Here is a 22062-nt window from a genome sequence, read left to right on the forward strand (position 1 = left end):
ACCCTGATTGCTTGGCCATGATCCCCTCCACCCGTTACGGACAGTGAATCACGATGATCATCAATCAGCCAGTGGTTTCCGGAGGTGTCCAGGTGGTGCGTATTTCTTAAGAGAAGAAGCGCAGGACGCGCCAAACGCCCCTCTTTCTTCTCTTTGGAAATACGCCGGGGAGCGCGAGGGGCAGCGCCCCTCGCCTCGGGTGCGTGGCCGCGCCTCAGCGCTCCTTGACGTAGGGCTCACCCCCGGCGCGCGGCGGGATCGCCTTGCCCACGAAGCCCGCGAGGATCACCACGGTCAGAATGTAGGGCAGCGCGTCCATCACCTGCACCGGGATCACGATGCCGCCGAGGTCGATGTTCTGGTAGCGCAGCGCCACCGCCTGCAGCAGCCCGAAGAGCAGGCAGGCATAGAGCGCGTACCACGGCCGCCACTTGGCGAAGATCAGCGCCGCCAGCGCGATATAGCCGCGCCCGGCGGTCATCTCGCGCACGAAGCCGGCTTGCAGGCCGGTGGCGAGATAGGCGCCCGCGAGACCGGTGAGCAGCCCGCAGATGGCGATCGCCGCATAGCGCAGCGCCACCACCGAGACACCGGCTGTGTCCACCGCCTCGGGCGCCTCGCCCACCGCCCGCAGGCGCAGGCCAAAGCGGGTCCGAAAGAGCACCCACCACGTCAGCGGCACCATCAGGAAGGCGACATAGACCAAGATCGAATGGCCCGAGATCAGCTCGTAGTAGAGCGGCCCGATGAAAGGCACGCCTTGCAGCGCCTCGGCGAAGGGCAGCGTGATGCTCTCGAACCGGCCACCGCCCATCAGCGACGGCGTGCGCCCACCCTGGCTGAACCAGTCCTGCGCGATCAGCACCGTCAGGCCCGAGGCGAGGAAGTTGATCGCCACGCCGGAGATCAGCTGATTGCCGCGGAAGGTGATCGACGCGAAGCCGTGGATGAAGGACATGAGCATCGAGGCCGCAATCCCCGCCAAAAGCCCCAGCCAGACCGAACCGGTGATCGCCGCGATGGCCGCCGAGAGGAAGGCCGAGGCGAGCATCTTGCCTTCAAGCCCGATGTCGACGATCCCCGAGCGTTCCGAAAACAGACCCGCGAGACAGGCAAGCAGCAGCGGGGTGGCAAGACGCACGGTGGAATCGAGCACCTGCAGAAGCGTCGCGTAATCCATCACGAGGACCTCCGGCGCATGGACATGAAGAGCTTTTCGAGCGGCAGGCGCACCATATTGTCGAGCGCCCCGGTGAACAGGATCACCAGCGCCTGAATAACGGTGATGAGCTCACGCGGGATGTTCGTCCAGAGCGCCAGTTCCGCCCCGCCCTGATAGAGAAAGCCGAAGAGCAGCGCCGCGAGGAACACGCCCACCGGATGCGACCGGCCCATCAGCGCCACGGCGATGCCGATGAAGCCCGCGCCCTCGGTGGCGTTGAGCACCAGCCGTTCGGCCTCGCCCATTGTGGTGTTGAGCGCCATCATCCCCGCCAGCCCGCCAGAAATCAGCATGGCGACCACGGTGATGCGCACCGGCGAGATACCGGCATAGCGCGCGGCGCTTTCGGACTGGCCGAAGGCACGGATCTCATAGCCCAGCTTGGTGCGCCACGTGAGGTACCAAAACGCGATGCAGGCGAGCACGGCGATGAAGAAGGTCACATTCGCCGGCGAGCCACGGAAGAGCGGGTTCTCCGCCGTGGCGAACATGTCTTGGAAGGTTGGCAGATGGGTGGCCGCGGGGAAGGTGCCGGTGGCCGGCTCCATGGCCCCGACCGGGCGCAGCAGGTTCACCAGCACGTAGTTCAGCAACGCCGCGGCGATGAAGTTGAACATGATCGTGGTGATCACGATGTGGCTGCCCCGCTTGGCCTGCAGCCACGCCGGAATGAACGCCCATGCCGCGCCGAAGGCCGCCGCCGCCAGCGTCGCCACCAGCAGCGCCACGGACCAGTGCGGGAAAGGAATATAGAGACACGCCAGCGCCACACCGAGCCCTCCGATCATCGCCTGCCCCTCGCCGCCGATGTTGAACATCTTGGCGTGGAACGCGATGGCGACACAGAGGCCGGTGAAGATGAAGTTCGTAGTGTAATAGAGCGTGTAACCCCAGCCGGAGCTGCGCATCAACGCGCCGTCGACCATCAGCTTGAAGGCCTCGATCGGGTTCTCGCCGATGGCGAGGATCACCCCGGCCGACAGGATCGCCGCCAGCAGGATCGAGATCAGGGGCACGAGCACCGCATCGGCCCAGGCGGGCATCTTATCCATTCGGGACCTCGTTCTTGGTCGCCACGGGCGCGCCCTGCGGGCGCTGCTGCCTCCGGCGGGCGTATTTGGGGAACAATGAAGCGCCGCGATCAGTCATGCTGCTTCGCCTCTCGCGCTTCTTTCTCGTGCAGCGAGGCGTCCACCGCGTCGATGACCCGGCCTTCGGGCTTTTCGGTGACCCCGGCCATCAGCAGGCCAAGCTCGGTCTGGTCGGTCTCGTTCGGCATCCGCTCGCCCATGATCTGCCCGTCGAACATCACCGCGATGCGGTCCGACAGCGAGAAGATCTCGTCAAGCTCCACCGAGACCAGAAGGATCGCCTTGCCCTTGTCGCGCAGGCGGACGATCTCTTGGTGGATGAACTCGATGGCGCCGATGTCGACGCCGCGGGTGGGCTGGCCGATCAGCAGCACCTCTGGGTCGCGCTCGATCTCGCGCGCCAGCACGATCTTCTGCTGGTTGCCGCCCGAGAAGTTCCGCGCCGCCAGTGCCGGATTTGGCGGGCGCACGTCGTAACGGGTCATCTTGTCCTGCGCCTCCTCGCGGATCAGCGCGTTGTTCATAAGCATGCCCGACTGGTAATGCGGATCGCGGTGGTAGCCGAAGACGGTGTTCTCCCACGCCGTGTAGGCCATGATCAGCCCTTCGTGCTGGCGATCCTCGGGGACGTGGCCGATGCCCGCAGCGCGGCGGGCACTGCCGTCAGCGCCGGCGCCCGAGAGTGGGAGCTTTTGGCCGTGCATGATCACCGTGCCGCTGCCCTCGGCGGAACCGCCCAGCACCGACAACAGCTCGGACTGGCCGTTGCCGGCGACCCCAGCGATGCCCAGCACCTCGCCCGCACGCAACTGCAGCGACACGCCCTTGAGCCGCTCGACCCCGGAGCTGTCGACATGGCGCAGGTTCTGTACGTCAAGCAGCACTTCGCCGGGCTGTGCCGGCACCTTGTCGACGCGCAGCAGAACCTTGCGCCCGACCATCAGCTCAGCCAGGTGTTCGGGGGAGGTCTCGGCGGTTTGCACTGTGGCAGTCATCTCGCCGCGGCGCATCACCGACACCGTGTCGGTGATCTCCATGATCTCGCGCAGCTTGTGGGTGATCAGGATGACGGTCTTTCCCTCGGCGCGCAGGTGGTCGAGGATGCGGAACAGGTGATCGGCCTCGGCCGGGGTCAGCACCCCGGTGGGCTCGTCGAGAATGAGGATATCCGCCTGACGATAGAGCGCCTTGAGGATTTCCACGCGCTGCTGGTGGCCGACCGAGAGGTTCTCGACCAACTCGTCAGGGTCGACTGAAAGCTCGTATTCCTCGGCCAACTGCTTCAGCACGCCCCGCGCCCGCGCCAGCGAGGGGCGCAGCATTGGGCCATCTTCGGCGCCTAGGATGACGTTTTCCAGAACCGTGAAGTTCTGCACCAGCTTGAAGTGCTGGAATACCATGCCGATGCCTGCCGAGATCGCGGCCTGACTGTCGGTGATGTCTTTCTTCTGGCCGTTCACACAGATCTCGCCCGCATCGGCCCGGTAAAAGCCGTAGAGGATCGACATCAGGGTGGATTTGCCGGCGCCATTCTCGCCGATGATGCCGTGGATCGTGCCGGGCATCACGCGGATCGAGATGTCCTTGTTGGCCTGAACGGGTCCGAAGGCCTTGGAGATGCCCTTCAGCTCGATGGCGGGGATGTCGTTCATGCAGAGCCTCACGGCATTGGAGAGTACGGCCCGGCCTCCTGTAAACGAGGAACCGGGCCACACGAAAGCAAAAAACCGGGACACGCCAGCAGGCGTGCCCCCGATCGTCAAGACCTGATCAGAAGTTCAGCGCCGGGCAGCTGTCATCCGCCGAGTAGTCGTGCACTTCGATCTCGCCGGCCACGATCTGCTCGCGCGCGGCATCCACCGCCGCTTTCATCTCTTCGGAGACCAGCTCGGCATTGTTTTCGTCCAGCGCATAGCCGACGCCGTTCTCGGCGAGGCCCAGCACCTTCACGCCGGTTTCCAGATCGGTGCCCTCGGTCATCGCCTCGGCCACGGCCACATCGACGCGCTTGAGCATCGAGGTCAGAACCTGACCCGGGTGCAGGTAGTTCTGGTTGCTGTCGACGCCGACCGAGAGGATGCCCTCGTCCGCCGCGGTCTGCAGCACGCCGATGCCGGTGCCGCCCGCGGCGGCGAAGATCACGTCAGCACCTTGGCTGATCTGCGCCTTGGTCAGTTCCGAGCCTTTCACCGGATCATTCCATGCGGCGGGCGTGGTGCCGGTCATGTTGGAGATCACGGTGATGTCATCGCTGACCGACTTGGCGCCCTGCGCGTAACCGCAGGCGAACTTGCGGATCAGCGGGATGTCCATGCCGCCGACAAAACCGACGGTGCCCGATTCCGACGCCATCGCCGCCAGCATGCCGACGAGATACGAGCCTTCGTGCTCGGAGAACAGGATCGACAGCACGTTCGGGTGGGTTTCGGGATCGACGAAACCGTCGATGGTGACGAACTTGGTGTCCGGATAGTCAGGCGCGACCGCGGCGATCGGCGAGGACATCGAGAAGCCAGTGGTCACCACCGGGTTGAACCCGGCCTCGGCAAAGCGGCGCAGGGCCTGCTCGCGCTGTGCCTCGGACTGCAGTTCGATATCCCGATAGGAGCCGCCGGTCTCTTCGGCCCACATCTCGGCGCCGTTGTAGGCGGCCTCGTTGAAGGATTTGTCGAACTTGCCGCCGAGGTCGTAGATCAGCGCCGGATCCGCCAGCGCGGCGCCTGCGGTCAGGGCCAGAGTCGCGGCGGTGCCGAGAATGGATTTCATGAGGGTCATAGGGTGCTCCCGGGTCTGGACGGGCGGGGTCTGTTTCGCGTGCCCCGCGCTTTGGACTGCACTGTGGCAGATCATGCCCGATAATGCGTTGCCCCAGCGGCGGGTCAACAGGTTTTTGCAAGTCCGCGCACAGGCTTGGCTGCCTGTCACCCCTGACCCCGGGTAAGCGCCCGGCTCATGAGCAGCGCGTCATCGCGGCCACCACCCGGACGCTGGTAATAGGCCTTGCGCCGACCGGTCACCTCATAGCCGCAGGCTTCGTAAAACCCCCGGGCCCCTAGATTTTCCGACGCCACTTCGAGGAAGACATGGGTCACGCCGCGGGCGGCCGCCTGCGCTTCGAAGTCGGCAAGAACAGCACGCCCCGCCCCTTTGCGCTGCTGCACCGGGTCCGTAGCGAGTGCGAGAATTTCGGCCTCGTCCAGCACCACACGGCCCAGCACAAACGCCCCCTGCCCGCAGACCAGCAGGCTCGAGGGCTGATCAAGCGTGCCGGCAAAGGCGGCCTCGCTCCATGGCTCCATATGGGTGTAGGCGCGGGCCGAGAGCGCGGCCAGTTCGGCGGCGGTCAGCGCCATGGTTCAGTCCAGCAGACGCGGCGCCGCGTCGCGCGACGGCGCGGCATCGGCGGCACGTATATAGAGCGGCGCGGGACGGCGGCCCGGCTCCTTCTGCGCTGCGACCCGGGCGATAAGGATCGCCAGTTCGCGGGGCTCGGGCGGCAGCACCGCCTCGGTGTCTTCGGCCAGCGCCAAAGCCGGGCTTTCCCAGTTGCGCTGCACGTAGATCTGGCCGCGCGGCGCGGGCACACCGGCCAGCACATCGGGCCGATCGTGGTGGATCGCCTCGAACGTGCTGACGCCAATGGCGGGTGCATCCAGCCCCAATGCCAGACCGCGCGCGGTCGAGACCGCAATGCGGATCCCGGTGAAGTTGCCCGGCCCGATGCCCACCGCGACAAGGTCAAGATCAGCCCAAGCGACGCCGCCTTCGGCGAGCACCTCTTCGAGCAGCGGCATCAGGCGTTCAGCCTGACCGCGGCCCATCTCTTCGGCCTTCGCGGCCAGCACCTCGTCGCCACGCAGCAAAGCGGCCGCGCAATGCGCGGCCGATGTGTCGAAGGAAAGGATCAGCTGATCTGGCATGGATCGGTCCGGATCGCTCAGACGGCGACCGGGCGCACCTCGGTCACTTCGGGGATGTAGTGACGCAGCAGGTTCTCGATGCCCATCTTCAGCGTCAGGGTCGACGACGGGCAGCCTGCGCAAGCGCCCTGCATGTGCAGGTAGACCACGCCACGATCGAAACCGTGGAACGTGATGTCGCCGCCGTCCTGCGCCACGGCCGGGCGCACGCGGCTGTCGAGCAGTTCTTTGATCTGGCCGACAATCTCGGCATCCTCGCCTTCAAAGGCCTTGTGCCCCGAAGCCTGCGCCTCGCCAGCCACGACCGGCTCGCCGGACTGGAAATGCTCCATGATCGCGCCCAGAACGGCGGGTTTCACATGGTCCCAATCGGCCGCCTCGTCCTTGGTGACGGTGACGAAGTCATTGCCAAAGAACACACCGGTGACGCCAGCGACGGAGAACAGCCGCTTGGCCAGTGGCGAGGTTTCGGCGCCCTCGGGCGTCGGGAAATCTGCGGTGCCTGCGTCCAGCACGGTCTGGCCCGGCAGGAACTTCAGCGTCGCGGGGTTCGGAGTGGATTCGGTCTGGATGAACATCTGCGATAGTCCTTTTTGCGGGCTGGCACCTATATGCGCCTCCGCTGGCGAGACGTCAAGTTTTGGAACCGTTCTAAATTCGTCCGCAAGTCTCATCCGCAAGCGCCCAAGCGCGGCAATGCGACACTTGGCAGCGGTGACGTCCAAACTGGCCCGATCCTCCAAGCCGCCGCGAGGCAGGACGGAGCCGGTGTGCACCGCACGTGCCGCCGACGGCGATACTGTCCGGCAGCAGATCAGCGGCGACAATCCCGACAGCGCCGGCCTTTTCCCGAACCGCCCGAACGCTGGCCGCCTTGATCTGGTGCCCACTGCGACAGCGCGCAACTCGGCAGCCGCCGCCGCATCGACCTCGATACTGCCCCCTATAGCAGTGGCGACGCGGTGTGTCTCGACCGGGTCACAGGCCGACAGTCGCCCTCAGGTGATCGCCTCAAGACGCTCTTTGGACATGTCGCCGGGCACGATGGTCAGCGGGATTGGCAGGCTGCCCGAACTGCGGGTCATCTGGTTGACCAGCGGCCCCGGCCCCTTTTTGTCGGCAGCGGCGCCAAGCACCAGCACCCCGATCGCCGGGTCTTCCTCGACCTGCGCCAGTATCTCGGTCACCGGATCGCCCTCGCGGATCATAAGTTCAGGGTCGACACCCTGCCGGTCGCGCATCCACTTGGCAAAGACTTCGAAATGCGCCTCGATCCGCTCGCGCGCCTCGGCGCGCATGATGTCGCCCACGCCGATCCAATGGTTGAATTCATCGGGCGGAATCACCGACAGGATCGACACGCCCCCCTTGGTCTTCGCCGCGCGCATCGCGGCGAAACGCATGGCATTGAGACATTCGCGGCTGTCATCCAGCACGACGAGGAACTTGCGCATTGGGCTCTCCTTCGCGGCGATCATGGCGCAGGGGAAAGGCGCAGGCAATGTCGATTTCTCATCGCTCCACCCGCGCCGCCAGCCCGCGCGCCGCGGGCCGCATCAGCCGCGCCCCAAGCCAGCCCCCCAGCGCCGAGAGCGCCTGCGCAAACGCCAGCCACACCAGCAGACCGGCGGCGATGGCCTGATCGGAAACCCGCACCAGCGCGCGGAAGGCGCGGGATTTGCCCAGCACGTCCATCATCCCGCGCGTCTCGCTGCCCGCCACATCCGACACCCGCGCCAGCCTTGCCGCGTCCTCCGCATTGTCCACGTGGCGCAGAAGCAGCACACCGTCGGTCATCGACGTGTTGCCGACCACCCGGCTCACATCCCCCGCCAGTGCCTCCGCCCGCGCCAGCCGGGCGGTATCGGCGGCGGTGTCGCTGCCGCTGGCAAGCCGCCGCAGCATTGCCGGATCAGCCAGCCGTGCCAGCTCATCAAGGAAAGACGGCGTCAGCGTGCGCAGCCGCCGCCCCATACGCAGCGCCGTGGCCCCCGCCTTGACCGAGGCAGAGGTGCCGCCGGTGACCACCAGCGCCCCGGTGGCTGCCAGCCCCACCGTTGCCAGCGTCACCTCCACTTCGTCCACGTCACTGCCGCTGAGCCAATCCCCGCCCGCCCGGCGCAGCGCGTTGAGATCGCCAAGCGGTGTCAACTCCAGCGGAATGCCGCAATAGGCCAGCATCTGCAGCGACGGGCAGTTGGCGATATCCGCGGCGCAGGTGCCGCAGGTGGCGACCTTGCCCCAGACGCTGTCCTTGGCCGCGCGCAACTCGTCGATTTGCCGCATCTGCGCCGCGCCCGGCTGCCGTCCGACACGCGCCGCCAAGGGCAACAGCATGTCGATCCGGTCGAGGTCCTGCGCCTCCAGCGCCGCGCCGACCTCTTGTTCGAGCCGCTCCGGACTCAGAGTGCGCGCCAGAGCAGCATCCAGCGCCTGCCGCGCCTCGGCGGTGCTGGCCTGCAGGAACGGCCGCGCGAAGGGGTTCACCGACAGCGTCCAGACCATCAGCACGAGGCTAGCCAGCAACGGCAGAGCGCGGATCCCCCGTGCGAGCCCGCGCCCGTTGCGGCGCGGCTTTGGCCGCGATCCCGAACGCGGCGCGTTCCCGGGCAAAGTGCGGCTGGGGCCGGTCTCTTCGGCATAGCGCCGCTCTGCCCGCAGCACCGGGCGCTGCGGCTGTTTGGGGCGTGTCGCGACGACCGGCGGTTCGCGACGCAAGGCTCAGCCTTCGCTGAGCGCCCAGTCCCAGTAAAGCTCGCGCACGCGGCGCGTCACGGGACCGATCTGGTAGCTGGTCTCTTCGAAGCCGGACACCGGGGTGACCTTCTGCAAGTTCCCCGACAGGAACACCTCGTCGGCGGCCTCGAAATCCTCGAAGCTCAGCACCGCCTCGTGCACGTATATGCCGTCGGCGCGCATGTTCTCGATATGTCGCGCGCGGGTGATGCCCGACAGGAACGTGCCATTGGCGATCGGGGTAAAGACCTCGCCGTCGCGAACCATGAAGGCGTTGGCCGTGGCGCTCTCGGCGACATTGCCCAGCGCATCGGCAACCAGCGCGTTGTCGAACCCGCGCGAGCGCGCCTCGACCAGCATGCGCGCGTTGTTGGGATAGAGGCACCCGGCCTTGGCGTTGCAGACCGAGCTTTCCAGCACCGGGCGGCGGAAGCGGGTGCGACCCAGACGCGCCGCGGCGGTCTCCGGCGCCATGGGGATCTCTTCGAGCGAGATGGCAAAGGCCGTGCCTTCGGCTCCCGGCACGATGGCCGTGGCGTCGCCCTGCGTCGCCCAGTACATTGGCCGGATGTAGATGGCGGCTTCCTTGGGATAGGCCGACAGCCCTTCCCAAACGATCTGCACCATGTCTTCGGTGCTGATCATCGGGGTCAGCATCAGCGCCTTGGCCGAGCGATTGACCCGCGCGCAATGGGCGTAGAGGTCGGGCGCGATGCCGTTCACATAGCGCGCGCCATCAAAGACGGAACTGCCGAGCCAAGCCGCGTGATCGGCGGCGCGCATGATCATCGCGTCTCCGTCATGCCAGGTGCCCTGGAAATAGGTGCGGATGTTCTTGCCCGTTGCCATCTTCGTGTCTCCTGCGAAAGTTGCGCGGACCCTAAGCCCGCTCCGCCGCCGCGTCCAGACCGCCCCGCCGCGCCCTCACGGAAGAGCGAGCGGCGCCCCGCCCCGGCCCTTTCATCTTTCCACAAATACTCGACACCACACGCCCCAAGGCGCACCAAGCCCCTTTCATTGTTCCGCATATACGCAGCCCCGCGCGACAGACGCCCCGGCGCCGGGGCGCGTCAGCCCAGCGTCACGTCAAGGAACATCATCAGGATCAAACCAAAGAGCAGCCCCGTGGTCGCCCTCTTCTGATGGCCGTTGCGGTGCGTTTCGGGGACAATCTCGTGGCTGATGATGTAGAGCATCGCCCCTGCCGCGAAGGTCAGGCCCCACGGCAGCAGAACCGAACTGACCGAAACCGCGACGACCCCCAGCAGCGCCCCCACCGGCTCCACCGCTCCGGTCAGCGCGGTGTAGAGCAGCGCCTTGCTACGCGAATAGCCCAAACCCACCAGCGCGACAGCCACGGCCAGCCCCTCAGGCATGTCCTGCAGCGAAATGCCAGTCATGACGGAAAAGCCATTGGTGCGATCAACACCATAGGCGACGCCGATCGACAGGCCTTCGGGGAAGTTGTGAATCGAGATCGCCAGCACGAACAGCCAGATCCGCGCGAAGGTCGCCTGATCCGCCCCGCCCTCGGGGCCGGTCTTGAAATGCTCGTGCGGGATGGCGTGGTTCAGCCACGCGACAAAGCCCGAGCCGAAGGCGATACCAAAGGCCGCGATGGCCGCAGCGATCCAGACCGAGCCGGTCTGTTCCTGCGCCACATCGATGCCGGGGATGATCAGCGAGAAATAAGAGGCCGAAAGCATCACCCCGGCGGCAAAGCCCAGCATCATGTCCGAGGTCGCCTGCGTCATCTTGCGCCCAATCAGCGCCGGGATCGCACCTGCGGTGGTGGCGATGGCCGCGATCATGCCGCCGCCAACGCCCCAGAAAATATCCTGCATGATGCCTCCGATCTGCGTTCGCGCGCACTAAACGTGCTCTGTGCGGCAGATACAAGCACACGTCATTGCGCAAAGATCCCGAAAGCGGTAAGGAAACCTGACCACATAGCGGAGGAAAGCGGCCCATGCCGGTGATCACAGAGATCGAGGACCTCAAACGCATCTATCGGCGCCGGGTGCCGAAGATGTTCTACGACTATTGCGAGTCGGGCAGCTGGACAGAGCAGACCTTCCGCGAGAACAGCTCCGACTTTGACGATCTCTATCTGCGCCAGCGCGTCGCCATCGACATGACCGGGCGCAGCACCGCGACGCAAATGATCGGGCAGGACGTGGCGATGCCGGTGGCGCTGGCCCCGGTGGGCATGACCGGGATGCAGAACGCCGACGGCGAGATCAAAGCCGCCCGAGCCGCCGAGAAATTCGGCGTGCCCTATTGCCTGTCGACCATGTCGATCTGTTCGATCGAGGATGTGGCGGAAAACACCTCCAAGCCGTTCTGGATGCAGGTCTACACGCTCAAGGACGACGACTACATGAAGCGGCTTTTCGACCGGGCCAAGGACGCCAAGTGTTCGGCGGCGGTGATCACGGTCGACCTGCAGATGCTGGGCCAGCGCCACAAGGACCTGAAGAACGGCCTCTCCGCCCCGCCCAAGCTGACCCCGAAGTCGATCGCCAACATGGCCACCAAGGTGCCGTGGGGGCTGGAGATGCTGCAGACCAAGCGGCGCTTCTTCGGCAATATTGTCGGCCATGCCAAGGGGGTGACCGACCCGTCTTCGCTGACAACATGGACGGCACAAAGCTTCGATCAGGCCCTCGACTGGGACCGCATCCGCGAATTCCGCAAGATGTGGGACGGCCCGCTCATCATCAAGGGCATCATCGACCCGCGCGACGCGCTCGAGGCCTGCAACGTCGGCGCCGATGCCATCGTGGTGTCGAACCACGGCGGACGGCAGCTTGACGGTGCGCTCAGCTCGATCCGCGCGCTGGCGCCGATCATGGACGCGGTCGGCGACAAGATCGAGGTGCATCTCGACAGCGGCGTGCGCTCGGGGCAGGACGTGCTCAAGGCCGTCGCCATGGGCGCCAAGGGCTGCTGGATCGGTCGCGCCTACATCTACGGGCTCGGCGCCATGGGCGAGGCGGGCGTGACCCGCGCGCTCGAGGTGATCCACAAAGAGTTCGACGTGTCGATGGCGCTTTGCGGGCGCACCGACGTCAACACCGTGGATCGCGATATCCTGATGATCCCCAAGGGATTCTCCGGCGACTGGGAGGTTTGAGCCGGGACCGGTGGTGGCGCGGCGCCCTTAGCGCCGCGCCATCAAGGGCAGCAGCACCAGCGGCACCGCCATGAGCAATAGCGCCACTGCGCCGAAAGAGGCGCGCAGGCCAAAGGCCTCGGACAGCCCGCCCATAAGCGGCGGCCCGAGGAAGAACCCCGAATAGCCGATCACCGTGGCGCGACTGATCGCCCACGCCCGCGCCTGCGGCGCCAGACGGCCGCCCAGCCAGGCATAGGCCATGGGCGCCAGCACCGAGACACCGAAGCCCAGCACTGCAAAGCCGGTCCAGCCGACCAAGGCGGTCGGGGCCAGCGCGGCGACCACCGCGCCAAAGGCCGCCAGCGTCGCGCCAGCGCCCAGCACGCCTGCGCCGTTGAGCCGGCCAATCATCCCCTGCCCTGCAAGGCGCCCCGCGCCCATGGTCAGGCCCAGTAGCGTCGGGGCCAGCGCGCCGCCCACGGCGCCCGCGCCAAGGTTGCGCTCAAGATGCAGCGCCGACCATGCCTCGGTGGCCTGTTCGGCCAGAAAGCCGAGGCAGATCACCACGCCCGCCAGTATGACGATCGCCCACGGCAGCGGACCGCGCTTTTCGCCCCCGGCTTCAGCGTTTTCATGGTCGACCGCCTGCGCCCCGCCGCGCGCCACCAGCGCCAAGGCAAAAGTCACCGCCGCCGCGCCAAAGAAGATGCCCCAGACCGGCACGCCCGCGCTTCGGGCGATCCCGGTCATCAGCGCGGCGCAGGCGTAGATCAGAGAATAGCTGCCGTGGGCGAGGTTCATCAGCGGCCTGCCCGACCGCGCCTCGAGGTGCGAAAGATGCGCGTTCATCGCCACGTCGACCATGCCCGCACCTGCCGCGCAGCACAGCATGATCGCGCCGAACTGCACGCCCGACGTGGCCAGTCCCGGCATCGCAAAGCCGCACCCCAGAAGCGCGACGAACACCGGCATCGCCCATCTGCGCAGACGATGCTCGGCCCAGGGCGCCAGCCACATCGCGGCGATCGCACCGCAGGTCGAGATCAGCATCGCCGTGGCAAAGCCGCCGTCGCCTAGCCCGGTCTGCGCCATCACCACCGGCACGCTGCCGGCGAACACGCCCCAACACACGCCGATCGCGGCAAAACCTGCCAGCGGCGCCCGTATCATGCGAAGATCGCTCAAAATATTCATCGTGCCTCCGTTCGCGCCAGCCGTCGCATGCCGCGGCGCCAAGGTCCAGACACCGGCGCGCAATGCGACCTGCGCGCCTATGCAGGCCGATTAGGCCTTGCCCGATGCGGGAATCCGGTCTAAGGGGCTGCGTTCATCGCGGGGTGACAGCCTTGGAGGCACCCCCTTTTACATATGGAGATACAAAATGGCTGGTGAGATTCCTGATCTCGAAGCCCTGGAACGGTCGGGGACGGGCAAGGGCGCCGCTCGGCAGGCCCGCCGCGACGGCATGGTTCCGGGGATTGTTTTTGGTGGCGAAGCAGACCCGCTTCCGATCCAGATCCCGTTCAACACGCTGCTCAAGCGCCTGAAAGCAGGCCGCTTCAAGTCGACCCTGTTCAACCTCAAGGTTGACGGCCACGACGACGTCCGCGTGATCTGCCGCGACGTTCAGCGCGATGTGGTGAAGGACCTTCCGACCCACTTCGACCTGATGCGCCTGCGCCGCACCTCGCGGATCAACCTCTTCATCCACGTTGATTTCATCAACGAAGAGGAAGCACCGGGCCTGAAGCGCGGCGGCGTTCTGACCATCGTGCGTCAGGAAGTCGAACTGAACGTTCTCGCCGGCGATATCCCGGACCACATCACCGTGGACCTGGCAGGCAAGCAGATCGGTGATGTCATCCACATCAACGACGTCGTGCTGCCGGAAGGCGCAAAGCCGACCATCGACCGTAACTTCGTGATCGCCAACCTCTCCGCACCGCGCGGTCTGGTTGAAGCCGAAGCCGAAGAAGGTGAAGAGGAAGCCGCAGCAGAGGAATAATCCTCGCGCAGCTTTGCTGAAAAGACGGCCCCGCCACTTGGCGGGGCCGTTTTCGTTTTGGCGGGCAGCGGCTTATTCCAGCACCTGCACCGCAGAGAAAATCTCAAGCTCCGGTCCGCCGCGATACATACCTTCGCGGCTCTTGGCGCCCTTATGCGCCATGCGGAAGGCCTCGCTCTTGGTCCAGGCGGTAAAGCTCTCCTCGTCCTCCCACACGGTGTGCGAGGCGTAGAGGATATGATCCTCGCGCTCCGGCCCCTTCAGCAGCGCGAAACTGCGGAACCCCGGCACGGACTTGAGCTGGCTGTCACGCTGCGCCCAGACCTCTTCGAACTCGGCCGCGCGCTCGGGCACGACCTTGAAGCGGTTCATCGTGAGATACATGGTTTCTCTTTCTTTGCTGTGCTATCGCCATCCCTGTCCTATCTAGGGGGCGAGGCAACCAATTCGGAGACGAGACGTGCAGATTTTCGTGGGCTTGGGCAATCCCGGCAGCAAATACGCGAAGACGCGGCACAATATCGGCTTCATGGCCGTCGAGCGGATCGCCGAAGAACACGGTTTTTCGCCATGGCGCGCGCGGTTTCAGGGCGAGGTTTCCGAAGGCCGGCTCGGCACCGAAAAGGTGCTTCTGCTGAAACCGCAAACCTTCATGAACCTCTCGGGCCAGTCGGTCGGCGAGGCGATGCGGTTCTTCAAGCTCGACGCGGATGACGTCACGGTGTTCCATGATGAACTTGACCTCGCGCCGGGCAAATGCCGGGTGAAGACCGGCGGCGGCCACGCCGGGCACAACGGGCTGCGCTCGATCCACCAGCACATCGGCGAGGCCTATCACCGTATCCGTCTCGGCATCGGCCACCCCGGCCGCAAGGAAGCGGTCGCGGGCTATGTGCTGCATGACTTCGCCAAGGCCGAAGAGGCTTGGCTGGATGACCTGATGCGCGGCATCTCGGATGGCGCCAAGGCGCTGGCGGAGGGCGACAAGCCCGGCTTCCAGAACGCGGTGGCGCTGCGCGTCGCCCCGCCGCGCTCGTCGAAAGGCACTGGCAAGCCCGCCGCGGAGGACGCCGCTGCAAAGGCGGCCCCTGCCGCAAAACCGCAAAAGGCCGCCGAGCCCGAAGCAAAAGATGACCGCAACCCGCTGCAGAAGCTCGCGGACAAGTTCCGCTGAGCCACCCCGCCCCTGCTCTGTTCACCTGCCTTGTTCGCATGCGGCGGTCTGCTAGGCTTGCCGGTATGAGTTCTCGGTAACGGAGGGACGAATATGCAGAAAGACAAGGCGGTCAACGTTCTGGGCGAACTGCTGCACCCTTGTTCGGTCGACCCGATGACCGGCTATTTCCGCGACGGTCATTGCAACACCTGCGAGGAAGATTCGGGCAGCCACACGGTCTGCGCGGTGATGACCGCCGAATTCCTGGCCTATTCGAAATACGTCGGCAACGACCTGTCGACACCGCGCCCCGGCCTGCGCTTTCCCGGCCTGAAGCCCGGCGATCAATGGTGCCTCTGCGCCTTGCGCTTTCTGCAGGCTCATGACGAAGGCTGCGCACCGAAAGTGCAGCTCGACTCCACGCACCAGCGCGCTCTGGAGGTGGTGTCTCTGGACATCCTCGAACAGCACAAGGCCGACTGATCGCATCAGCGACACCGCGCCGCACAGTTCGCACATCCCGCCTCCCCCGGCGCCGGCCCAAGGAGTGCGCGATGCACCAAGATGACCCCACCGGTGCCGAGTTGAGCCAGCCCTTACGGCTGCCCTGCGGCGCGCGGCTGAAGAACAGACTGATCAAGGCGGCGATGTCCGACAGCCTCGGTGACGGCGCAGGCAACGTCACCGCAACGCAAATCCGGCTCTATGAGCGGTGGGCGGAAGGCGGCACGGCTCTGAGCCTGATCGGAGAGGTGCAATCCAGCCCGCATTTCCCGGAAAAGCCCGGCAATCTCGTTCTCGTCCCCGAGGCGGATCTGGCCGGGCTGCGCCGCCTTGCGCAGCGCGGCACGGTGACGGACACCCACCTGTGGCCGCAACTCGGACATGCCGGTGCCCTTTCGCATGGCCCGATCAGCCAGCCCAAGGGGCCGTCGCCGCTGAACATCGAGGGTCTTCGGTGCGGCGGTATGACGCCGGATGACATCGCGCATCTGCCCGGCATCTATGCAAGGGCCGCCGCCATGGCCAAATCGTCGGGTTTCACCGGCGTGCAGATCCATGCGGGCCACGGGTTCCTGTTCAGCCAGTTCCTGTCGCCGCTGTTCAATCATCGCACCGATGGCTACGGCGGCGATATTGCCGGACGCTTCCGGATCATCGGCGAAACCCTCGACGCGGTTCGGCAGGCGGTGGGCGACAGTTTCCCTGTGGCCATCAAGATCAACGCGACGGACAAGCTGGTCGGCGGGCTCGGCGAAGCCGAGGCTCTGGACGTCGTGCGCCTGCTGGATCGCCTGCCGGTCGATCTGATCGATGTCAGCGGCGGCACCTATTTCCCGGGCGCGGCCTCCAGCTCGGATGGCACCGCGGCCTCCGGACCCTATTTCATCGAGTTCGCAAGGCGCGCCAAGGGCTGCACCGACATCCCGATCATGCTTACCGGAGGCGTTAGGACCAGAGCGCAGGCCGCCGAGGCGCTCCGCACGGGGGCCGCCGACGTGATCGGCCTCGCCCGCGCGATGGTTCTCGACCCATCGCTGCCGGCCTGCTGGTTGGCGGGAGACGGCGCCGACCCACAGTTCCCGAGGTTCGCCGACGCGCCGTCCGGCGGCGTCACCGCGTGGTATTCGATGCGGCTCACCGCCCTCGGAGAGGACACCGAGACCGCCTTCGACATGACCGCCGCAGAGGCGTTGCGGGTCTACGAGGTGCGGGACGCCGACCGCTGCGAAAGCTGGCGCGCGCGCTTCGCGTGATCCGTCCGCCCGATCCCGCCCGCCTTACCAGCAATGAAAATGGCCGCCCCCTAGGGACGGCCCTGCGCAATCGAAATTGCGCGGATCAGCTGATATCAACGCCAAGATGCTTGGCGACAGCGAAGATGTCCTTGTCGCCCCGACCGCACATGTTCATGACGATGATATGGTCCTTGGGCAGTTCGGGCGCGATCTTCATCACATGTGCAAGCGCATGGCTCGGCTCCAGCGCCGGAATGATCCCCTCGGCCGAGCAGGACAGCTGGAACGCCTCCAGCGCTTCCTTGTCGGTGATCGCCACGTATTCGGCCCGGCCGGTGTCGTGCAGCCATGCATGCTCCGGCCCGATGCCCGGATAATCCAGACCCGCCGAGATCGAGAAGCCCTCGAGAATCTGCCCATCGTCGTCCTGCAGCAGATACGTCCGATTGCCGTGCAGCACACCCGGACGCCCGCCGGTGAGCGAGGCGCAATGCTCCATCTTCTCGTCGACGCCCTTGCCGCCGGCCTCAACGCCGATGATCTTCACATCCTTGTCGTCGAGGAACGGGTAGAACAGGCCCATGGCGTTCGACCCGCCGCCGATGGCGGCGATGATCGTGTCGGGCAGACGGCCTTCGGCCTCCATGATCTGCTCTTTGGTTTCCTTGCCGATGATCGACTGGAAATCGCGGACCATCGCCGGGTACGGGTGCGGCCCCGCCACCGTGCCGATGCAGTAGAAGGTGTCGCGCACGTTGGTCACCCAGTCGCGCAGGGCATCGTTCATCGCGTCCTTTAGCGTGCCGCGGCCCGAGGTGACGGGCACCACTTCGGCGCCCAGCAGGCGCATGCGGAAGACGTTGGGCTGCTGGCGCTCGACATCGTGCGCGCCCATGTAGACCACGCACTTCAGGCCGAACTTGGCGCAGACCGTCGCCGTCGCCACGCCGTGCTGGCCGGCGCCGGTTTCGGCGATGATGCGGGTCTTGCCCATACGCTTGGCGAGGATGATCTGGCCCAGCACGTTGTTGATCTTATGTGCGCCGGTGTGGTTCAGCTCGTCGCGCTTGAAATACACCTTGGCGCCGCCAAGCTGCTCGGACAGGCGCTCGGCATGATAAAGCGGCGAGGGGCGACCGACGTAGTGCTTCCACAGAAAGTCCATCTCGTCCCAGAAGCTCTGGTCGGTCTTGGCACGCTCATACTGCTCCTCAAGCTCAAGGATGAGCGGCATGAGCGTCTCGGACACGAAACGCCCGCCGTAGATGCCGAAGCGGCCCTTCTCGTCGGGGCCTGTCATGAAGGAATTGACAAGATCTTCCATAGCGCGTCTCCCGCTGAATTTCCCCCTTCTCTAAAGCATGCCCCAAGGCAAAGGCCAGAGCAGACGCGCCGCAGGTGAAATTTCCCGAAGATTCCCGGCGCACGCCCCCGCCCCGGTCGCTTCTTCTCTTTCCAAATACGCACGGCGCAACGGCGCAACCAGCGCAACACCGACCGCATCCGCAGTCCCTCGCCAAAACGAAAAGACCCGCCGCGGTTTCCCGCGACCGGCCCCGGATACACATCGCGAAGGTCTCAGCCCTTGGCCGCGACACCGTAGATTTGCGCGATGCGCTCGACGGCGGCTTCGGGCGCCAGCTCTTCGCTCTCGCCGGTGCGGCGCGAGGTCAGTTCGACCACGCCGTTCTTCAGCCCGCGCGGGCCGACGGTGATGCGCCACGGCAACCCGATCAGGTCCATGGTGGCGAACTTGGCACCGGCGCGCTCGGAGCGGTCATCGTAGAGCGGCTCCAGCCCCAGCGCGGTCAGCGATTTATAGAGCGCTTCGCAGGCGCCGTCGGCTTCCTCGTCGCCCTGCTTGAGGTTGACGATGCCGCAGTGGAACGGCGTCACACCTTCGGGCCAGATGATGCCTTTGTCGTCATGGCTCGCTTCGATGATCGCGCCCAGCAGGCGCGACACGCCGATGCCGTGGCTGCCCATGTGCACCGGCACTTGGTTGCCGTCCTTGTCGGCCACCGTGGCGCCCATCGGCTCGGAGTATTTGGTGCCGAAGTAGAAGATCTGTCCGACCTCAATGCCGCGTGCGGTGCGGCGGCGCTCTTCGGGAACCTCGGCGAAGACGGCCTCATCGTGGGTCTCGTCGGTGCGGGCGTAGCGCGATGTGAACTCTTCGAGCACGGCCTGACACTGTTCAACCGAATCGTAATCGATCTCGCGGTCGCCGAACTTCAGTTCGGTGATCTGGCTGTCGTAGAACACCTCCGACTCGCCCGTTTCGGCCAGCACCAGGAACTCGTGGGTGTCATCGCCGCCGATCGGGCCGCTGTCAGCGCGCATGGGAATGGCCTGCAGGCCCATGCGCTCGTAGGTGCGCAGGTAGCTGACGAGGTGCCGGTTGTAGGCGTGCAGCGCGTCTTCCTTGGTCAGATCGAAATTGTAGCCGTCTTTCATATAGAACTCACGGCCCCGCATCACGCCAAACCGCGGGCGTATCTCGTCGCGGAACTTCCACTGGATCTGGTAGAGCGTCAGCGGCAGGTCCTTGTAGCTGCCAACGTGGCTGCGGAAGATGTCGGTGATCAGTTCTTCGGCGGTGGGCGTGAACAGCATGTCGCGGTCGTGCCGGTCGCGGATGCGCAGCATCTCGGGGCCGTAGGCGTCGTAGCGGCCCGACTCCTGCCACAGGTCGGACGACTGGATCGTCGGCATCAGCATCGGAATATGGCCCGCGCGCTTTTGCTCCTCGTGGATGATGTCCTCGATCTTGCGCAGCACCTTGAAGCCCAGCGGCAGCCACGAATAGATGCCGGCGCTCGATTGCTTGATCATGCCGGCGCGCAGCATGTAGCGGTGCGAGACGATCTGCGCCTCGGAGGGCGTTTCTTTCAGAACGGGCAGGAAATAACGGCTCAGACGCATGCGGGCCTCCCGGAGATTGGCGTTTCGCCCGGGTTAGGCGAAGGGCGCGCCAAGGGCAAGAGGTCTGCGCATGCGCGGGCTTGCCGCTAGAGCGGGGCGGAATGCGCGGGATCGGTGAGCATCAGGAAAAGCGGCAAAAACAGAAACACCCAGACAAACAGAAAACGCAGCATCGCCGCTCCTTAGAAAACAGAAATGAAAATAGTCGTAAAAATCCGATGACACGCAGCCTGCACCGGATTGCGTGAACAGACCAGCGCGAAGTTCCGCCCCGCCCCCATACACTTGAAAAGGCGCAGCAGAGCGGCGATGAAGGGCGCACGGCAGAGAAAAGGATTCCCATGGCGCTCCCCGTACGTGATCAGATGAAGTACTGGGGCGTCGCGGCCATCATCTTTGCCGTCGTGCTGTGGTATCTGGGCAATGTCCTGCTGCCGTTCATTCTTGGCGGCGCCATCGCCTATTTCCTCGACCCGTTGGCCGATCGGCTCGAACGAATGGGCCTCAGCCGTGCCATGGCGACCATGGTGATCACCCTAGCCGCGATCCTGATCTTCGTCATTCTCGCGCTTGCGGTGATCCCGACGCTGGTGCGGCAGGCGGGCGACCTGATCGAGACCGCGCCGCAACTGTTCCGCGACCTGCGCGATTTTCTGGGCACGCATTTTCCGTCTCTGGTGGTCGAGGGCAGCCCGATGCGCGAGGCGTTGGCCTCGATCGGCCAGACCGTGCAGGAGCGCGGCGCCGAGTTGCTGAACACCGCGCTTAGCTCGGCCATGTCGGTGATCAACATTCTGATGCTCTTCGTCATCGTGCCGGTGGTCGCGGTCTACCTGCTGCTCGACTGGGACCGCATGGTGGCCCGCATCGACGAACTTTTGCCGCGCGACCACGCGCCGACGGTCCGCAAGATCGCCAGCCAGATCGACGCCACGCTCGCCGGATTCGTCCGCGGCATGGGCTCGGTCTGTCTGATCCTTGGTTGCTACTATGCCGTCTCGCTGGCGCTGGTGGGGCTGAACTTCGGGCTTGTCGTCGGGGTGATCGCCGGGTTGCTGACTTTCATCCCCTATGTCGGAGCGATCATTGGCGGCGCGCTGGCGATCGGCCTCGCGCTGTTCCAGTTCTGGGGCGAATGGTACTGGATCGCCGCGGTCGCGGGCATCTTCTTCCTCGGCCAGTTCCTTGAAGGCAATTTCCTGACGCCGAAACTGGTGGGCAGTTCGATCGGGCTGCACCCGGTGTGGCTGATCCTCGCACTGTCGGTCTTTGGCACGCTCTTCGGCTTTGTCGGCATGCTGGTCGCGGTGCCGCTGGCCGCCGCGCTGGGAGTGATCATGCGCTTCGTGATCGACCAGTACAAGGACAGCCGCCTGTATCGCGGCCTCGAGCAGGACCGCGACGCCCCATGACCCTGCCGCAGCAGTTGCCGCTGCCCCTGCCGGTCCGCGCCGCGCTGGGGCGCGAGGATTATTTCGTCTCGGGGTCCAATGCGCTCGCGGTGACGCTGCTCGACGGCTGGCACACCTGGCCCGCAGGCAAGCTGATCCTCGTCGGACCAGCGGGGGCGGGCAAGACCCACCTCGCCCACGTCTGGGCGGCCGAATGCGGCGCGACGATCCTGCCCGCTGCGGTACTGCCGCACGTCGATATTCCCGATCTCGCCGAGGGCCCGGTCTGCATCGAAGACGTGCCGCAGATCGCCGGAGACCGGCCCGCCGAGGAAGCGCTGTTCCACCTGCACAACCTTGCGCTGTCGCAACACCAGCCGCTGCTCTTGACCGCGCAGAGCGCGCCGAAACATTGGCACCTGTCGCTGCCCGACCTGCGCTCGCGGATGGAGGGCACGCAGACCGCCACCCTGCCCGAGCCCGACGACGCGCTGCTGGCCGCCGTGCTGGCCAAACTGCTGGCCGACCGCCACTGCGTTCCCGCGCCCGACGTGATACCCTATCTGCTGCGCCACATGCGCCGCAGCTTCGGCATGGCCCAGAAAGTGGCGGCGGCGCTGGACGCAGGGGCCCTTGGCCGGCCCAAGGGCATCACCCGCACGTTGGCGCGCGAAATCCTGCTAGCCGCCGATCCTCGCGCCTGAGAACCGGGGCCGCCGCAGCGCAGCGCTTGCGAAGCCCCCCGCCCTCAGGCATCCT

General features: G+C 65.7%; 22 protein-coding genes. 7 read left to right on the forward strand and 15 right to left on the reverse strand.

From position 1 onward, the window contains the following. Positions 1 to 214: 214 nt before the first annotated feature. From ACXAJT_RS21735 to ACXAJT_RS21785, 11 genes are all read right to left on the reverse strand, one after another. Positions 215 to 1180, reverse strand: coding sequence for an ABC transporter permease (locus ACXAJT_RS21735; protein WP_475238968.1), 966 nt, complete (start codon positions 1178 to 1180; stop codon positions 215 to 217). Continuing rightward, the gene (locus ACXAJT_RS21740; RefSeq protein WP_475238971.1) at positions 1180 to 2274 is read right to left on the reverse strand and encodes an ABC transporter permease; all 1095 of its coding nucleotides are present in this window, start codon (positions 2272 to 2274) and stop codon (positions 1180 to 1182) included. The genes ACXAJT_RS21735 and ACXAJT_RS21740 overlap by 1 nt, the downstream gene beginning before the upstream one ends. 89 nt (positions 2275 to 2363) lie before the next feature. Then, complete coding sequence (locus ACXAJT_RS21745) at positions 2364 to 3965, reverse strand: ABC transporter ATP-binding protein (RefSeq protein ID WP_475238973.1); 1602 nt, start codon at positions 3963 to 3965, stop codon at positions 2364 to 2366. 118 nt (positions 3966 to 4083) lie between these two features. Beyond that, positions 4084 to 5088 (reverse strand): BMP family lipoprotein, encoded by a 1005-nt coding sequence (locus tag ACXAJT_RS21750; protein ID WP_475238976.1) that lies wholly within the window; start codon positions 5086 to 5088, stop codon positions 4084 to 4086. Between the two features lie 146 nt (positions 5089 to 5234). Beyond that, positions 5235 to 5666: a GNAT family N-acetyltransferase gene (locus ACXAJT_RS21755; RefSeq protein ID WP_475238978.1), complete on the reverse strand. Its 432-nt coding sequence runs from the start codon at positions 5664 to 5666 to the stop codon at positions 5235 to 5237. 3 nt (positions 5667 to 5669) lie between these two features. Beyond that, positions 5670 to 6233 carry a tRNA (adenosine(37)-N6)-threonylcarbamoyltransferase complex dimerization subunit type 1 TsaB gene (gene tsaB / locus ACXAJT_RS21760; protein ID WP_475238980.1) on the reverse strand — a complete coding sequence of 188 codons (564 nt, stop codon included), beginning with the start codon at positions 6231 to 6233 and terminating at the stop codon, positions 5670 to 5672. A gap of 17 nt (positions 6234 to 6250) precedes the next feature. Further along, positions 6251 to 6811 (reverse strand): NifU family protein, encoded by a 561-nt coding sequence (locus ACXAJT_RS21765; protein WP_475238982.1) that lies wholly within the window; start codon positions 6809 to 6811, stop codon positions 6251 to 6253. Between the two features lie 420 nt (positions 6812 to 7231). Continuing rightward, positions 7232 to 7687, reverse strand: coding sequence for a universal stress protein (locus ACXAJT_RS21770; protein WP_475238984.1), 456 nt, complete (start codon positions 7685 to 7687; stop codon positions 7232 to 7234). Positions 7688 to 7745: 58 nt separating this feature from the next. After that, a complete protein-coding gene (locus ACXAJT_RS21775; protein WP_475238986.1) occupies positions 7746 to 8951 on the reverse strand; it encodes a hypothetical protein in 1206 nt (401 codons plus the stop codon). A 3-nt stretch (positions 8952 to 8954) separates the two neighbouring features. Beyond that, positions 8955 to 9818 (reverse strand): branched-chain amino acid aminotransferase, encoded by an 864-nt coding sequence (locus ACXAJT_RS21780; RefSeq protein ID WP_475238988.1) that lies wholly within the window; start codon positions 9816 to 9818, stop codon positions 8955 to 8957. Between the two features lie 221 nt (positions 9819 to 10039). Beyond that, complete coding sequence (locus tag ACXAJT_RS21785) at positions 10040 to 10813, reverse strand: ZIP family metal transporter (RefSeq protein ID WP_475238990.1); 774 nt, start codon at positions 10811 to 10813, stop codon at positions 10040 to 10042. 125 nt (positions 10814 to 10938) lie between these two features. Between ACXAJT_RS21785 and ACXAJT_RS21790 the strand changes: the two genes are divergently transcribed. After that, the gene (locus tag ACXAJT_RS21790; protein WP_475238996.1) at positions 10939 to 12105 is read left to right on the forward strand and encodes an alpha-hydroxy acid oxidase; all 1167 of its coding nucleotides are present in this window, start codon (positions 10939 to 10941) and stop codon (positions 12103 to 12105) included. Positions 12106 to 12132: 27 nt separating this feature from the next. Here ACXAJT_RS21790 and ACXAJT_RS21795 read toward each other — a convergent pair whose 3' ends face one another. Then, positions 12133 to 13281 carry an MFS transporter gene (locus tag ACXAJT_RS21795; RefSeq protein WP_475238999.1) on the reverse strand — a complete coding sequence of 383 codons (1149 nt, stop codon included), beginning with the start codon at positions 13279 to 13281 and terminating at the stop codon, positions 12133 to 12135. A gap of 187 nt (positions 13282 to 13468) precedes the next feature. Between ACXAJT_RS21795 and ACXAJT_RS21800 the strand changes: the two genes are divergently transcribed. After that, complete coding sequence (locus ACXAJT_RS21800; protein WP_475239002.1) at positions 13469 to 14092, forward strand: 50S ribosomal protein L25/general stress protein Ctc; 624 nt, start codon at positions 13469 to 13471, stop codon at positions 14090 to 14092. A 72-nt stretch (positions 14093 to 14164) separates the two neighbouring features. Here ACXAJT_RS21800 and hmuQ read toward each other — a convergent pair whose 3' ends face one another. After that, positions 14165 to 14476, reverse strand: coding sequence for a heme-degrading protein HmuQ (hmuQ, locus tag ACXAJT_RS21805; RefSeq protein WP_475239005.1), 312 nt, complete (start codon positions 14474 to 14476; stop codon positions 14165 to 14167). A 76-nt stretch (positions 14477 to 14552) separates the two neighbouring features. Between hmuQ and pth the strand changes: the two genes are divergently transcribed. The 3 genes from pth to ACXAJT_RS21820 all read left to right on the forward strand — a co-directional run bounded on the left by pth (position 14553) and on the right by ACXAJT_RS21820 (position 17005). Then, on the forward strand, positions 14553 to 15266 hold the full coding sequence (gene pth / locus ACXAJT_RS21810) for an aminoacyl-tRNA hydrolase (RefSeq protein ID WP_475239007.1): 714 nt from the start codon (positions 14553 to 14555) through the stop codon (positions 15264 to 15266). 93 nt (positions 15267 to 15359) lie between these two features. Next, positions 15360 to 15731, forward strand: a complete 372-nt coding sequence (locus ACXAJT_RS21815) for a DUF2237 family protein (RefSeq protein WP_475239009.1) — start codon at positions 15360 to 15362, stop codon at positions 15729 to 15731. Positions 15732 to 15802: 71 nt separating this feature from the next. Beyond that, positions 15803 to 17005: an oxidoreductase gene (locus tag ACXAJT_RS21820; protein WP_475239011.1), complete on the forward strand. Its 1203-nt coding sequence runs from the start codon at positions 15803 to 15805 to the stop codon at positions 17003 to 17005. A gap of 85 nt (positions 17006 to 17090) precedes the next feature. Here ACXAJT_RS21820 and trpB read toward each other — a convergent pair whose 3' ends face one another. Together trpB and proS are read right to left on the reverse strand one after the other, a co-directional pair. Next, on the reverse strand, positions 17091 to 18311 hold the full coding sequence (gene trpB, locus ACXAJT_RS21825; protein ID WP_475239015.1) for a tryptophan synthase subunit beta: 1221 nt from the start codon (positions 18309 to 18311) through the stop codon (positions 17091 to 17093). A gap of 254 nt (positions 18312 to 18565) precedes the next feature. Beyond that, the gene (gene proS, locus ACXAJT_RS21830; RefSeq protein WP_475239019.1) at positions 18566 to 19912 is read right to left on the reverse strand and encodes a proline--tRNA ligase; all 1347 of its coding nucleotides are present in this window, start codon (positions 19910 to 19912) and stop codon (positions 18566 to 18568) included. Between the two features lie 341 nt (positions 19913 to 20253). Here proS and ACXAJT_RS21835 point away from each other — a divergent pair, with 341 nt between their 5' ends. Further along, on the forward strand, positions 20254 to 21324 hold the full coding sequence (locus ACXAJT_RS21835) for an AI-2E family transporter (protein WP_475239022.1): 1071 nt from the start codon (positions 20254 to 20256) through the stop codon (positions 21322 to 21324). After that, positions 21321 to 22007: a P-loop NTPase family protein gene (locus ACXAJT_RS21840; protein ID WP_475239025.1), complete on the forward strand. Its 687-nt coding sequence runs from the start codon at positions 21321 to 21323 to the stop codon at positions 22005 to 22007. The genes ACXAJT_RS21835 and ACXAJT_RS21840 overlap by 4 nt, the downstream gene beginning before the upstream one ends. Positions 22008 to 22062 lie beyond the last annotated feature (55 nt).

This window comes from Salipiger sp. ABF4_146, from assembly GCF_056161345.1.